This is a genomic window from Gottfriedia endophytica (assembly GCF_017814275.1).
Lineage (GTDB): Bacteria > Bacillota > Bacilli > Bacillales > Bacillaceae_G > Gottfriedia > Gottfriedia endophytica.
This window is the reverse complement of the sequence record NZ_JAGIYQ010000002.1, coordinates 303,308-318,938: the sequence shown is the minus strand read 5'-3', so window position 1 is coordinate 318,938 and position 15,631 is coordinate 303,308. Positions and strand designations below refer to the sequence as shown.

At 35.7% G+C, this 15,631-nt stretch carries 9 protein-coding genes; all 9 read left to right on the top strand.

All coding sequences use genetic code 11. The features are described 5' to 3' along the window. Positions 1 to 123: 123 nt before the first annotated feature. The 9 genes from yqiS to J5Y03_RS19965 all read left to right on the top strand — a co-directional run bounded on the left by yqiS (position 124) and on the right by J5Y03_RS19965 (position 15,604). A complete protein-coding gene (yqiS, locus tag J5Y03_RS04215) occupies positions 124 to 1,029 on the top strand; it encodes a phosphate butyryltransferase (RefSeq protein ID WP_209402847.1) in 906 nt (301 codons plus the stop codon). Between the two features lie 22 nt (positions 1,030 to 1,051). After that, positions 1,052 to 2,149, top strand: coding sequence for a branched-chain amino acid dehydrogenase (gene bcd / locus J5Y03_RS04210; RefSeq protein WP_209402844.1), 1,098 nt, complete (start codon positions 1,052 to 1,054; stop codon positions 2,147 to 2,149). Between the two features lie 174 nt (positions 2,150 to 2,323). Then, entirely contained in the window at positions 2,324 to 3,430 is a 1,107-nt protein-coding gene (gene buk / locus J5Y03_RS04205; protein WP_209402842.1) for a butyrate kinase, read from the top strand. 10 nt (positions 3,431 to 3,440) lie between these two features. After that, positions 3,441 to 4,862, top strand: coding sequence for a dihydrolipoyl dehydrogenase (gene lpdA, locus J5Y03_RS04200; RefSeq protein WP_209402840.1), 1,422 nt, complete (start codon positions 3,441 to 3,443; stop codon positions 4,860 to 4,862). Positions 4,863 to 5,594: 732 nt separating this feature from the next. Continuing rightward, positions 5,595 to 6,599: a thiamine pyrophosphate-dependent dehydrogenase E1 component subunit alpha gene (locus J5Y03_RS04195; protein ID WP_209402838.1), complete on the top strand. Its 1,005-nt coding sequence runs from the start codon at positions 5,595 to 5,597 to the stop codon at positions 6,597 to 6,599. A 17-nt stretch (positions 6,600 to 6,616) separates the two neighbouring features. Continuing rightward, complete coding sequence (locus J5Y03_RS04190) at positions 6,617 to 7,600, top strand: alpha-ketoacid dehydrogenase subunit beta (RefSeq protein WP_209402835.1); 984 nt, start codon at positions 6,617 to 6,619, stop codon at positions 7,598 to 7,600. 30 nt (positions 7,601 to 7,630) lie between these two features. Beyond that, positions 7,631 to 8,965 (top strand): dihydrolipoamide acetyltransferase family protein, encoded by a 1,335-nt coding sequence (locus J5Y03_RS04185; RefSeq protein ID WP_209402833.1) that lies wholly within the window; start codon positions 7,631 to 7,633, stop codon positions 8,963 to 8,965. Positions 8,966 to 9,348: 383 nt separating this feature from the next. Next, positions 9,349 to 10,596, top strand: a complete 1,248-nt coding sequence (locus tag J5Y03_RS04180) for an MDR family MFS transporter (RefSeq protein WP_209402831.1) — start codon at positions 9,349 to 9,351, stop codon at positions 10,594 to 10,596. 646 nt (positions 10,597 to 11,242) lie between these two features. After that, positions 11,243 to 15,604, top strand: coding sequence for a S8 family serine peptidase (locus J5Y03_RS19965; RefSeq protein ID WP_209402829.1), 4,362 nt, complete (start codon positions 11,243 to 11,245; stop codon positions 15,602 to 15,604). Positions 15,605 to 15,631: the final 27 nt, after the last annotated feature.

Here is a 15,631-nt window from a genome sequence, read left to right as displayed (position 1 = left end):
ATACATTTTTTAAGACGTTTAAATAAGAAATAACGCTTACAAGAAAGAATTTTGACTGTTTAGAGAAAGTTGGCACACTTTTTGCTTATATAATTAGTGGGGGGATGAAAGGATGAGTTTTCTATGAAATTTACAGATTTAATTCCACTAGCTAAAGAACTTCCTAAGAAAACGATATCTGTAGCTGTTGCAGAAGACTTAGAAGTGAAAGAAGCAATAACGTTAGCTTTAGAAGAGAATTTAGCTAATTTTCTACTCTTTGGAAACGAAGAGACTTTATCTGAAATGTATGAAGACTTACAGAATGATTACAATAAAAGTAAGCGCATACAAATCGTTCATGCCTCGTCAAATCAAGAGGCAGCTAAATTAGCGGTTGAAGCTGTAAATAAAGGAAATGCTTCGATTGTTATGAAAGGGAATGTTCCCACTGCTACTCTTTTAAAGGAAGTATTAAATAAAGAGTATGGATTAAGAAATAGGGAAGTACTGTCTCATGTTGCAATGTTTGAAATACCGACTAGAGATAAATTGGTATTTTTAACTGATGCTGCAATGAATATTGCCCCTACGCTTCAACAAAAGGCTCTTATAATTGAAAATAGTGTAGAGATTGCTAGGAAAGTTGGGATCTCTTTACCTAAAGTAGCAGTATTATCAGCCGTTGAAGTGGTTAATCCAGCAATGCAAGCAACAATTGATGCTGCTGCATTAACAATGATGAATGTAAGAGGACAAATAAAAAATTGTCTAATTGATGGTCCGCTTGCTCTTGATAATGCTGTTTCTATGGAAGCAGCGGAACATAAGGGCTTAAATGGAGTAGTTGCTGGAAATGCAGACATTTTAATGGTTCCTTCAATTGAATCAGGAAATGTATTGTATAAATCATTTGTTTTTATGGCAAATGCAAAAGTTGCTGCTGTAATTGCAGGAGCAAAAGCACCAATTGTGCTTACTTCAAGATCTGATAGTGCTCAAACTAAACTATATTCACTAGCTTTAGCAATTTGTTCATCAAATAAATAATATATTAGGGAGATGTAATAACATGGAAATTTTCAAATACTTAGAAACTTATGATTATGAGCAAGTGGTTTTTTGCCAAGATAAACAATCAGGATTAAAAGCGATTATTGCAATTCACGATACAACTCTTGGACCAGCTTTAGGTGGAACAAGAATGTGGACATATGATTCTGAAGAAGCTGCAATTGAAGATGCTCTTCGTCTTGCAAGAGGAATGACATATAAAAACGCAGCAGCTGGATTAAACTTAGGTGGTGCAAAAACAGTTATTATCGGGGATCCACGTAAAGATAAAAGTGAAGAAATGTTCCGTGCATTAGGACGTTATATTCAAGGATTAAATGGCCGTTATATCACTGCTGAAGATGTTGGAACAACTGTTGCTGATATGGACTTAATCCATGAAGAAACTGATTATGTAACTGGTATTTCACCTTCATTCGGTTCTTCTGGTAACCCATCTCCAGTAACTGCTTACGGTGTATATGTTGGTATGAAAGCTGCTGCAAAAGAAGCATTCGGTACTGATAGCTTAGAAGGTAAAGTAATTGCTGTACAAGGTGTAGGGAACGTAGCTTATAGCCTATGTAAACATCTACATGAAGAAGGTGCACAATTAATCGTTACAGATATTAACAAAGAAGCTGTACAACGTGCTGTAGAAGAATTTGGTGCGACTGCTGTTGAACCAAACGAAATTTACGGCGTTGAATGTGACATCTATGCACCATGTGCATTAGGAGCAACTGTAAACGATGAAACAATTCCACAATTAAAAGCAAAAGTTATTGCTGGTTCTGCTAATAACCAATTAAAAGAAGCACGTCATGGTGACTTAATCCATGAATTAGGTATTGTTTACGCACCTGATTACGTAATCAATGCTGGTGGCGTTATCAATGTAGCAGACGAATTATATGGATATAACTATGACCGCGCTTTGAAAAAAGTTGAAGGAATTTATGACAACATTTCAAAAGTAATTGAAATTTCAAAACGTGATGGCGTTCCAACATATGTAGCTGCTGATCGTCTTGCAGAAGAACGTATCAACCGCATGCATAACTCACGTAGTCAATTCTTACAGAATGGACACAATATCTTAAGTAGAAAAAAATAATTCATAAAAATAGATTTTAGATAGGCTGACTATTTGGGAAAGTTTTAACTTATTTATTATAGATATGTCTGTGAATTCACGAGTGTGTTTTTAGCATATTTACCAAATGAATGGGTTATTCCAAAATGGTCAGCCTAAATAATAAATTTTTTCATGAAAGTTGGAGGGACAATGTTGGCAGAACATCGCATTTTAGTTATTAATCCTGGCAGTACATCGACAAAAGTAGGGGTTTTTGATGATGAAAAGCCAATAATTGAACAAACGATTCGTCATGAAGATGAGCAATTAGATTCGTTTTCATCAATAATCGATCAATATAATTTTCGGAAAAATATTATTTTAGAAGTCCTTCACAAAGAAGGGATTAACCTTTCAAAATTAAGTGCTGTATGTGGTCGCGGTGGTTTACTACGTCCAATTGAAGGTGGCACATATGCTGTAAATGATGTAATGTTAGAAGATTTAAAGTCAGGATATAACGGACAGCATGCATCCAATCTTGGTGGGATTATTGCAAATGAAATAGCAAAAGGACTTAATATTCCAGCGTTTATAGTAGATCCAGTTGTTGTTGATGAAATGGAACCGATTGCTAAGATTAGCGGTTTACCACAAGTAGAACGAAAAAGTATTTTTCATGCATTAAACCAAAAGTCAGTAGCTCGTAAAGTGGCAAAACAACTTGGGAAAAAGTATTCAGACTTAAACCTGATTGTTACACATATGGGTGGCGGTATAACGGTTGGTGCTCATAAAAAAGGAAAAGTTATTGATGTAAATAATGGTCTTGATGGAGAAGGTCCATTTAGCCCAGAAAGAACAGGTACTGTCCCTGTTGGTGACTTAGTAAAGATGTGTTTTTCAGGAGACTATTATATTAATGAAGTTCAAAAAATGCTTGTTGGTCATGGTGGGCTTGCTGGATACCTAGGAACTGCCGATGCAATTAAAGTAGAGAAAATGATTGAAAATGGCGATGAACAAGCAAAATTAATATATGAAGCAATGGCTTATCAGGTAGCAAAAGAAATCGGTAGTGCAGGAGCTGTCCTTGAAGGGGACATTGATGCAATCGTTTTAACAGGTGGAATTGCTTACAGTGATATAATTGTAAATGAAATAACAAATCGTGTAAAATGGATGGCAAGAGTAATTGTTTTACCTGGTGAAAATGAGCTTCAAGCACTAAGTGAAGGCGCATTACGAGTACTTCGCGAAGAAGAAGATGCGAAAGATTATCCGGGAAGCTTCTCAATTAAATCAAGTGTGAAAATGTGAGGGAAAATCCATGGCAACAGAATATGATTTAGTCGTACTTGGCGGAGGCACAGGTGGTTATGTTGCAGCAATTCGTGCATCACAACTGGGCCTAAAAGTAGCAGTTGTAGAAAAAAATAAACTAGGTGGTACTTGCTTACATGCAGGTTGTATTCCAAGTAAAGCTTTATTACGTAGTGCTGAAGTGTTTGCTACTGCTAAGAAAAGTGAAGAATTTGGAATCGAAACATCTGGTGTAAAGTTAAACTTTGGAAAAGTACAAGAGCGTAAAGCAAATATTGTAGAACAGCTGCATAAAGGTGTTCAGCATTTAATGAAACAAGGCAAAATTGATGTGTATAATGGGATCGGTCGCATTTTAGGACCATCTATTTTTTCACCAATGCCTGGTACAATTTCAGTTGAAATGAACGATGGTTCTGAAAACGAAATGCTAATTCCTAAAAATGTATTGGTCGCAACAGGTTCAAGACCAAAATCTTTACCTGGATTGAACATTGATGGAGAGTTTGTACTTTCTTCAGATGAAGCATTAAAAATGGAAAGCTTACCAAAATCAATGATCATCGTTGGTGGAGGAGTTATTGGAATTGAATGGGCTTCCATGTTAGCAGACTTTGGTGTTGAAGTTACAGTGATTGAATATAGTCCACGTGTACTTCCACTTGAAGATCAAGATATTTCAAAAGAAATGGAAAGATTATTAAAGAAAAAAGGCATCAAAATTGTTACAGGTGCAAAAGTAATGGCTGAAACACTTGAAATTAATGAAGGTGTAACAATTAAGGCATTACACAAAGAAACTGAAAAAGCATTTACAGCTGAAAAAATGCTTGTTTCTGTTGGTCGTCAAGCAAACGTAGAAGGTATTGGCCTTGAAAATACTGATATTGTTGTAGAAAAAGGCTTTATTCAAACAAATGAATACTACCAAACGAAAGAATCACATATTTATGCAATCGGTGATGTAATTGGTGGTTTACAGCTTGCTCATGTTGCTTCAAGAGAAGGAACAATTGCGGTTGAACATATTGTTGGTAAAACTCCTTATACACTAGATCCTTCAATGGTGAGCAAATGTGTATACAGCAATCCAGAAGTTGCTTCAGTAGGTTTTACTGAAGGTGAAGCTAAGGAAAAAGGTTTAAATGTAAAAGTTGGTAAATTCTCTTTCCGTGCTATTGGTAAAGCGCTTGTTTACGGAGAACATGATGGATTTGTAAAACTTGTAGTTGATAAAGATACAAATGATCTACTAGGTGTACACATGATTGGTCCACACGTAACAGATATGATTTCAGAAGCAGGATTAGCAAGAGTATTAGATGCTACACCTTGGGAAATTTCTCATACAATCCATCCACATCCTTCTTTATCAGAAGCAATTGGTGAAGCAGCTTTAGCTGTAGAAGGATTGGCAATTCATTCTTAATATAATCATTTAATTTATATAATTTTTAGAAATGCTGAAGTTGTTTAGCTCCGACTGCTGTTGGAGCTAAACAAGGCACTTCCGTTTTTAAAACTGTCTAGCTACAGCGTCCATCTCCTCGGCCATTTCACTATTACCATTTGAAGCGAAAATCACGCTTCAAATGGTAATAGCTCCAATGTCTGTCGGAGATAAGCGGGACGCTTCCGCATTTCAAACTGTCTAGCTTCATGAACTAGCTCTTCGGTCGTTTCACAAATAACAATTGAAGCGAAAATCACGCTTCCATTGTTATTTGCTCCAACGCCTCTCAGAGCTAAACAAGTTCATTACGCTTTTAAAACTGTCTAGCTACAGCGACTACCTCCTAGGTCATTTCACCTTTACCAGTTGAAGCTAAAACCATGCTTCCACTGGTAAAGGCTCCAATGCCTGTCGGAGGTGAGCGAGCCGCTTACGCATTTCTAACTATCTAGCTGCAGTGCCTAGCTCCTCGGCCGTTTCACAAAAACAGATTGAAGTGAAAAGCACACTTCATTCTGTTTTTGCTCCAACGTCTGCCGGAGCTAAACAAGGCACTTCCGCTTTTAATATGTCTAGCTACAGCGACTACCTCCTCGGCCGTTTCACAAATAGCAATTGAAGCGAAAAGCACGCTTCCATTGTTATTTGCTCCAACGTCTGTCGGAGGTGAGCAAGTCGCTTACGCATTTCTAAATTGGAGGGGAAATCATGGAAAATGTTACAGCTTCAAATCGCCACACTCAGCTTGGTTTAACAAATGAAGATGTGCTAAATATGTATGAAACAATGCTTTTATCACGTCGTGTTGATGAGCGTATGTGGTTATTAAACCGTGCGGGCAAAATTCCGTTTGTTATTTCATGTCAAGGGCAGGAGGCTGCTCAAGTTGGTGCAGCTTATGCATTAGATAATACAAAAGACTATGTTCTACCATATTATCGTGATATGGGTGTTGTTTTACAATTCGGTATGACTCCTAAGGAATTAATGTTATCAGGTTTTGCAAAAGCTGAAGATCCAAACTCTGGTGGTCGTCAAATGCCTGGTCACTTTGGTCAAAAGAAAAACCGCATCGTAACAGGATCTTCTCCAGTTACAACTCAAGTTCCACATGCAGTTGGTATTGCATTAGCTGCAAAAATGGAAGGAAAAGATTTCGTTTCATGGGTGTCATTTGGTGAAGGTTCATCAAACCAAGGTGATTTCCATGAGGGTGCAAACTTTGCTGGAGTTCATAAATTACCTGTAATCTTTATGTGTGAAAATAATAAATATGCGATCTCAATTCCAATTGAGAAACAATTAGCTTGTGAAAAAGTATCTGATCGTGCAATTGGATATGGTATGCCAGGCTTTACAGTAGATGGAAATGATCCATTAGAAGTTTATAAAGTTGTTAAAGAAGCTGCTGACAGAGCTCGCCGCGGGGAAGGTCCTACTTTAGTTGAAACAGTATCATATCGTTTAACACCTCACTCAAGTGATGATGATGATAGAGTTTATCGTTCACGTGAAGAAGTTGAAGAAGCGAAGCAAAAAGATTGTGTCCATACATTTGCAGCATACTTAAGAGAAGTTGGCGTTTTAACTGAGGAAGTAGAAGAAGCTTTAGAAGCTAAACTTCGTGGAATTGTTGATGAAGCAACAGATTATGCAGAGAACGCACCATATTCAGATCCAGAGCATGCAATGAAGTTCGTATACGAGGAATAAGAGGGAGGCAAGACAACATGGCAGTAATTTCTTATATTGATGCAGTTACAATGGCGTTAAAAGAGGAAATGGAACGCGATCCTAAAGTATTTGTATTAGGAGAAGACGTTGGATTAAAAGGTGGAGTTTTCAAAGCGACGACTGGCCTTTATGATCAATTTGGGGAACAACGTGTGTTAGATACACCTCTTGCAGAATCTGCAATTGCTGGTGTTGGAATCGGAGCAGCTATGTATGGTTTACGTCCAGTTGCTGAAATGCAATTTGCTGACTTTATCATGCCAGCAGTGAACCAAATCGTTTCTGAAGCAGCAAAAATTCGTTATCGTTCAAATAACGACTGGAGCTGTCCAATTACGATTCGTGCACCTTATGGTGGTGGAGTTCATGGTGCATTGTACCATTCTCAATCTGTTGAAGCATTATTTGCTAATGTACCAGGTTTAAAGATTGTTATGCCTTCAACACCTTATGATGTAAAAGGTTTATTAAAAGCAGCTATTCGTGATAATGATCCAGTTCTTTTCTTTGAACATAAACGTGCATACCGTTTAATCAAAGGTGAAGTACCAGAAACTGATTACGTACTTCCAATTGGAAAAGCTGACGTAAAACGTGAAGGTGAAGACATTACTGTTATTACTTACGGATTATGTGTTCATTTTGCTCTTCAAGCAGCAGAAAAACTTGCAAAAGATGGTATCTCAGTTCACGTTTTAGACTTACGTACAGTTTATCCATTAGATAAAGAAGCAATTATGGAAGCGGCATCTAAAACAGGTAAAGTTCTTCTATTAACAGAAGATAATAAAGAAGGAAGCATAATGAGTGAAGTTGCTGCAATTATTGCAGAAAATTGTTTATTTGACTTAGATGCTCCGATTGCTCGTTTAGCTGGTCCTGATGTTCCAGCAATGCCTTATTCACCTACAATGGAAAAATTCTTTATGGTAAATCCTGATAAAGTAGAAAAAGCGATGAGAGAACTCGCAGCTTTTTAACGGCACTGTTCGGAAAAGGAGGACGCAAACATGATTGAAAATATTAAAATGCCTCAACTTGGTGAAAGTGTAACTGAGGGTACAATTAGCACGTGGTTAGTTAAAGTTGGAGATAAAGTAAATAAATATGATCCATTAGCAGAAGTAATGACTGATAAAGTAAACGCAGAAGTACCATCTTCATTTACTGGCGTTATTAAAGAATTAATTGCTAATGAGGGTGATACATTAGCTGTTGGTGAAATTATTTGTACGATTGAAGTAGAGGGTGCAGGAGAAACTGTTACCGTGTCTGCAGAAGCAACAAAAGATGCGATTCAAGAAAGTGTAGAATCAATCAATGAAACTTTCCAATCAGAACCAGTAGCAGTGGCTCAAACAGCTCGTAAAGCTGATGATGGTAATAAAGTTCGCTATTCACCTGCAGTTTTACGTATAGCACAAGAAAATAACATCGACCTTACTTTAATTCAAGGAACAGGTGCGAATGGACGTGTGTCACGTAAAGACGTTTTAAATGCTATTGCAAATGGTGTGCCAGTAGCACCTACAGCTCCAGTAGCACCAGCGGCTCCTGTAGCAGTACAAACTGAAGTAGCTCCAACTGCTCCAATAGCAAAAGCAGCAGCACCTGCACCTGCGCCAGTTTCAGTTCCAACAGCGGTTGGTGATATTGAAATTCCAGTTAATGGTGTACGTAAAGCGATTGCTGCAAACATGCTTCGTAGTAAGCATGAAGCACCACATGCTTGGATGATGGTTGAAGTTGACGTAACAAATCTTGTTAACTATCGTAACAGCATTAAAGATACATTTAAACAAAAAGAAGGTTACTCATTAACATTCTTCGCTTTCTTTGTAAAAGCTGTTGCTCAAGCGTTAAAAGAGTTCCCTCAAATTAACTCAATGTGGGCTGGCGATAAAATTATTCAAAAGAAAGATATTAATCTTTCAATCGCAGTAGCAACTGACGATGCATTATTTGTTCCAGTTATTAAAAATGCAGATGAGAAAACAATTAAAGGCATTGCTCGTGAAATTACAGAACTTGCGAAAAAAGTCCGTACTGGAAAGCTAAAATCGGATGAAATGCAAGGTGGAACTTTCACAGTAAACAATACTGGTTCATTTGGTAGTGTTGCAAGTGCAGGGATTATTAATTACCCTCAAGCAGCAATTCTACAAGTTGAGAATATTGTAAAACGTCCAGCTGTTGTGAATGGAATGATTGGTGTTCGTGACATGGTTAATCTATGCTTATCACTTGATCATCGAGTTCTAGATGGATTAATTTGTGGTAAATTCTTAGCTCGTGTTAAAGAAATTTTAGAAAATACTTCTAAAGAAAATACAAGTATTTATTAATATATGATGAAACCTTACTCTAATCCATAGAGTAAGGTTTTTTCTTTTTTAAGTTCTTTTCTAAAAGATTTGTTGTTCTTTTATAGGATTTATTAAAACAAATGATAATGAAATTGATTGGAGCGGAAGGTGCGAGACTCCTGTGGGAGCAGCGGGACAGGTGAGACCCCGCAGGAGCGTTAGCGACGAGGAGGCTCACCGCCCGCCCCTCGGAAAGCGAGCATCCTGGAGCGGAAATCAAAACGCATTCTTAAAAGCAACAAAGTTTACGAAATGCCTTTTTTATAAAAAGTGTTCAGGATAAATAACACTTGAATATCCGTTAGAAATGTTAGATAATTAAGAAATTAATTTAAATTTCGTAAGAATTGGGGGTGTAACCGATGTTTAAAAAGCTTTCTTATGTACACCCAGTAAGTTGGAATATTATTATCGGGACATTATTTGTACGCTTTGCATCTACGGTTAGTATGCCGTTTTTAGCAATATATTTAACATCGGTAAAGCATATTTCACCAGCAATGGTTGGAATTATGCTTAGTGTTTCTGCATTTTTAGGTGTTATATTTAGTTTTATTGGTGGTTCACTTTCAGACCGTATAGGAAGAAAAAGAATTTTAGTTTGGAGTATTTTTAGTTGGGCAATTATACTAATTGGTTTTGGATTAGGAGACTCATTTATTTGGTTCTTTTTTTTGAATTCTTTATTAAATATTTGTTCTTCATTTTTCGAACCATCTTCTCGAGCGTTATTGTCTGACATTACGGATGAAAAATCCAGATTGTTAGTTTTTAATCTTCGTTATGCAGCAATTAATGCAGGTGTTGCAATTGGGCCATTAGTTGGTTTGTATTTAGGGAGTTCAAAAAGTACATTACCATTTGTATTTTCGGGTATTGTCTACTTCCTTTATGGTTTATCACTTGTCTTTATGCTTTCAAAATATAAAGTTGGTGAAGTAAAGGCTTCAAAAAAAGAACAAGTTTCAATGATGCAGTCATTCGGAATTATACGGAAAGATATTGTTTTTGGACTTACAATTCTTGCTATTATTTTATATGGATTAGGCTATTCACAAAGCTTTGCAACACTATCCCAATATTTTGCAAACGCACCACAGTTTACTAATGGGATAAAATTGTACGCTTATTTAACAACAATAAATGCTGTTACAGTTGTTGTATTGCAATTTCCAATTGTTAATTATATGCAAAGGTTCTCTCCAACTCTGTCAATGATGATCGGGAATTTAATTGTTAGTATTTCTGTAGCAGGATTTGGCTTATTTACTAATTATCCTTTCTTAGTATTAACAATGGTTCTATTAACTGTTGGGGAAATATTTGCATTCACATTTAATGATGTATTTGTAGATCAATTAGCACCAAGTGAATTAAAAGGAACCTATTTCGGAGCGATGGGATTTTCAAAACTTGGATTTGTCATTGGACCATCATTAGGTGGGAGTTTATTATCATATTTTGGTTATGCAAATGGGGGCAAAGCATTTGTTATTATTAGTGTAATTGCCTTTATGAGTTTTCCATTAATGTTTTATGTAAATAAACTATTTAGAAAAAGGCAATTTCTTTCACAACAAGTCGAAGAAAAGGTAAGTATAAATTCATAGAGCATTAGTATAGAAACAAACCTACTTTTGTTAAGCAAAAGTGGGTTTTAATATTTTGTTTATAAGTACTATAGTAGTGTTTAATATAGGTAATAAAAATAATTATTGATTTGAATGAGATTATTAATGAAAGAATGCCAGTTTATGTGTATTTTGTTGCACATATTTTTACATAATGTTACATACAAACATTTTATTAAGAATATTCTGAAAATATATATGAAATATAATAGAAAAGGTCGATATTATATAAAAAGAAAGCATTATAAGGATCTATTTTCTATTATTTCTTTTTTTGAAAGAGATAAAAACAAAATTAATATTATTTACATTAGAAAAATATAATGACTTAATTACATATAATTGATTTCATAAAAAAGTTCAGACATCGATTTTAATCGAAGTCTGAACTTTTTTAGTATTATTGTGTTTTTTCACTCGAAAGATTTAAATAGCCATTCTATTTAAATCTACTAAAACTGTCAGTGTTCGCTATGTACGGTCTTAATAACGAATGATATATTTTGTGAGAATGAGTACATTTAAATTTAATGAAAATTTAATTGACTCAGACAATACATAGATTGGAAGGGAGGATTTATAAACACTATTAATTTTTAGAAAAAAAGATAAAGGGGAGAGGCGTTTGAAAAAACTGCGAAAAACAAAAAAAATTGCAGCTGTAGGATTGGCATCGTTATTAGCTTTTTCTAGTTCGATTACTTATGCAGGTGTTGTGAGAGCTGATTCAGTTGAAACAGACGAACTAAAGGTACTTAATGACGTAAATTCGGATTCAATTCCAACAAAACCATTATACAATGAGCATGAAAAAGTTCGTGTTTTTGTTGAATTAGAAGGGGAACCAGCAATATCTTATTCTATTAAACAAGGTGTTAGATACAAGGATTTATCAGCAGCAAAACAACAAGACTTACAAGCTACTATTAATAATGAACAAAATGTATTTTTATCAGATGTTAAAAAAGAAAAAATTAATCTTGATATTAAAAATCAGTTTACAACTGTTGTAAACGGTGTAAGTGGTGAAATCGAGTATGGTCAAATTGACGAACTTGAAAATTTACCAGATGTAGAAAAAGTAGAAATTGTAAATCAATACGAGAGACCAACTGAAAAACCTGAAATGATTGCAAGTAAAGAAATGGTCCAAGCGATTCAAACTTGGAATGCTGGCTTTGATGGTCGAGGAATGGTAGTTGGAATCATCGATACTGGTATAGACTACAATCATAAGGACATGACTTTAAGTACTGATCCTAAAAATAAATTGACTTCAGCCAAAGTTACCCAAATTAAATTAGACAATAAACTAGACGGAAAATATTACACATTAAAAGTACCATACGGATATAATTATTTTGATAAAAGTGATACGATTCTTGACTTAGGCCCAGATGCATCTATGCACGGAATGCACGTGGCTGGTACAGTAGGAGCAAATGGTGATGAATCGAAGGGCGGTATAAAAGGTGTAGCTCCAAACGCACAATTACTTGCTTTAAAAGTATTTAGTAATGACCCAGGTTATCCAAGCACATTTGGAGACATTTATATTAAAGCAATTGACGACGGGATTAAACTAGGTGCAGATGTTCTTAACATGAGTTTAGGTTCTGCAGCAGGGTTTGTAAATCCTGATAATATGGAGCAACAAGCTATTCAAAGAGCAACTGATAGTGGAGTATTAATGTCAATTTCCGCTGGTAACAACGATCAAATTGGTAGCGGAACTACTAACCCTCTAGCTTCTAACCCAGATATTGGACTAGTTGGATCCCCAGGTCTTTCAACAAGCTCTATTGCAGTTGCTAGTATTGAAAATAATAAAATTACCTTGGATCAAATGAAAGTAAAAATTGGTAGTGAAAACCTTCCTATTGCATATAAAAGACAATCATCACCTAATCCACTAGAGGTATTTGGCACAACGAAAGAACTTGATATGGTTTATGCAGGTGACGGAAGTCCCGCTAAATATACTGGTTTAGATGTAAAAGGAAAAGTGGCTTTTGTTGTAAGAACAGCTACTAATCCTAACTATGCAGAAATTCAAAAGAATGCTGAAGCTGCTGGCGCAGCAGGAGTTATTGTTAGAGGAACTGTTGCACATGGGGATTATGTAAGTATGGCATTATCAAGCCCAACTATTCCACTAGTTTCTTTGGGAATTAGTGATGGGAACTTGCTTGAGTCAAAAATTAAGGCTGCAGGTGGTACAGCTAAAGTTACTTTTACTGGTGAAATGACAACAGTAGCAAATACAACTGCTGGTAAAATGTCAACATTTACATCTTGGGGTGTAACACCAAGCTTAGAATTAAAACCAGAACTTACTGCTCCAGGTGGACAAATTTATTCCACTTTGAATGATGATAAATATGGAATTATGAGTGGTACTTCAATGGCGGCACCTCACGTGTCGGGTGGATCTGCTTTAGTATTACAGAAGGTTCAACAACTATTCCCAGATCTTCAAGGTGCTAACAAAGTGAAGAGAGCTAAAACACTTCTTTTGAACACCGCAAAACCAGTTCTAGATCCAGATGATAATAACCTTCCTTACTCACCTCGCCGTCAAGGTGCAGGAATCATGCAATTACATTCAGCGATCGATTCACCAGTTTATGTTGTTAGAAAAGGCACGCAAGATGCAAAAGTTGAATTGAAAGAAATTACTTCTGACAAATTTGAAATGACCGTAACAGCTACAAACTTTAGTGACAAAGATGTTACTTATAATGTAAACGCTTCTGTTTTAACTGATTCAGTAACAAAAGGAAGGAATGATCTAAAAACACAAGCTATTTCAAATGCTGTCGTAAAAACTGATTTTCCAAACGGCGTTACATTGTTCCCAGGTGAATCTAAGGATATTAAAGTAATAGTTGATCTTACAAATGCAAAAGCAGCATTAGAAGCAGCAATGAAAAATGGCTATTTTGTTGAAGGGTATATTACGCTTAAAAATACTAACCAAGATGGAGCATTCCCTGATATTTCAGTGCCATATGTAGGCTTCAAAGGCGATTGGAATGCAGCTCCAGTTTTAGATGCAACAAAATATGACGCTGCATCTTCATACTATAACTTCTCTGCGTTTGTTGATCAAGATGGAAATTTCATGGGCAGAAATCCATTTACACTTGTTTACCAAAAAGAGAAACTTGCAATCTCTCCAAACGGTTCAGGTAGCAAAAAGACAATTACACCGGTTCTTCAATTTTTAAGAAACAGTAAAACAGTTGAATACAGCATCACTGACGAAAATGGTAAGGTACTTCGTTTACTTCGTACTGATAAAGACCAAGGTAAAAACTATTTTGCTGCTAAGACAAATTATACTTACAAACCATACTATACAGAATGGAATGGTTTAATAAATAATAAGGTAGCTCCGGAAGGTAAGTATTATTATCAAGTTAAAACACAGGTTGATTATCCAGGTAAAGCACCACAAGTTGTTAAGTTCCCTGTTTTTGTTGATAATACTGCTCCAGTAATAACTGATTCAGCTTACAGTAAGAAAAATAATATTCTCTTCTTTAATGCGAAAGATAATAATGGTGGAAGTGGCCTAGATCGAATTGACATTAAAGTTGATGGATCACTACTTGGCTCAGTAAATCCTGATGGTAAAACTTCTTTCGCGGTTAATCTTGGTACAAAGGTAGCAAATAATTCAGTTGAAATCATTGCGACTGACAATGCAGGTAATACAAATGGTGTAGCTGTTTCCTCTCCTGGTGATAACACAATTCCATTTATCTTTGCAGATTCACCTAAAGCATTGAATGGTTATGATTCTCGAGAAATTCCTCTAACTGGATATGTAACAGATGGTTCAAGTGTAAAAAATTTAACCGTGAAAAGTGATAAGCTAGTTGGCGGATCAAAAGATATAAGCTTGGTGTATAATTCAACAACTAAGCAATATACTTTTGCTACACAACTTACATTCACTGAAGATGGTGTTCATGACATTTACTTCGAAGGTGCAGACGTGGTTGGAAATGCAATTAAGTTCCGACGTCAAATCTTTATTGATACACAGCCTGCTACAATAGATATCACTGGTCTTCCAGAAAATAATACCGTTGCTACTGGTAGTCCAGATCCAACAGTAACAGTCAAGGTTTCAGACAACTTTGATGATATACGTCTACAAATGAATGGTAGTGAATTGTATCATAATGACTTCGACGAACCACTTATTCAAAAACCTTTAACACATGAAGAAAAAGTAACACTAAATCTAACTGAAGGAAGAAATGACTTCGAGTTTGTAGTAACTGATCTTACTGGTCACGTAACGAAGAAAACAATTTCAATCTATAAAGGAACAACACCTCCTAAAGGATTCATCACTTCATTTGATGTTACACCAGAAAATAATGTAAGCTCTGATTCTCCTGCAGTCATTACAGCAGAAGCGTCTGATAATATTGAATGGAATGCAAAAGTAATCGATCCAAATGGAAAAGTGATCAATCTTGATTCTGAAGAAGGTCAAACCTTTAATGGTAAATTTACACCTGATGCTACAGCAGTAAGTGGTGAATATACTATTGTTCTTTCTCCAATAGATGGTACTAAGGAAGATAGTTTTGAAGCAAAAATAATGGTAGTGAATCATCCGATTAGTTTGGAAGCTACTAAAACGTTTGATGCAAATGGAGTTGAAGCTAATAAGTTTAATAATTCTGCAAGTGTAAGCATAAAAGGGGATTTCAAAAACGTTGGCCAAACGATAATTAACCCTACTGTCATCGTTCAAGTTAAAGATGCTGATGGTGCAGTGGCATATATTGGCAAAGCAGATATGAATGAAATTAACAAAGGTGCACTGAACAGATTCAGTTTAGATATCCCACTCGAAAGTTTTGATAGTGGAAAATACTCTGTTGAAGTATTAGTTTGGGACGGCTTGTTAAATGCTCTTCCACTTGCTGATTCAAGTAATGTTGGTTTCTTTACTGTCAATTAACTGAATATTAATTTTATTTAAGAAGAT

Excerpts from the sequence above, each read along its gene's own strand:
- yqiS (WP_209402847.1), top strand. The coding sequence starts at position 124 with ATGAAATTTACAGATTTAATTCCACTAGCTAAAGAACTTCCTAAGAAA.
- bcd (WP_209402844.1), top strand. The coding sequence starts at position 1,052 with ATGGAAATTTTCAAATACTTAGAAACTTATGATTATGAGCAAGTGGTT.
- lpdA (WP_209402840.1), top strand. The coding sequence starts at position 3,441 with ATGGCAACAGAATATGATTTAGTCGTACTTGGCGGAGGCACAGGTGGT.
- J5Y03_RS04195 (WP_209402838.1), top strand. The coding sequence starts at position 5,595 with ATGGAAAATGTTACAGCTTCAAATCGCCACACTCAGCTTGGTTTAACA.
- J5Y03_RS04190 (WP_209402835.1), top strand. The coding sequence starts at position 6,617 with ATGGCAGTAATTTCTTATATTGATGCAGTTACAATGGCGTTAAAAGAG.
- J5Y03_RS04185 (WP_209402833.1), top strand. The coding sequence starts at position 7,631 with ATGATTGAAAATATTAAAATGCCTCAACTTGGTGAAAGTGTAACTGAG.
- J5Y03_RS04180 (WP_209402831.1), top strand. The coding sequence starts at position 9,349 with ATGTTTAAAAAGCTTTCTTATGTACACCCAGTAAGTTGGAATATTATT.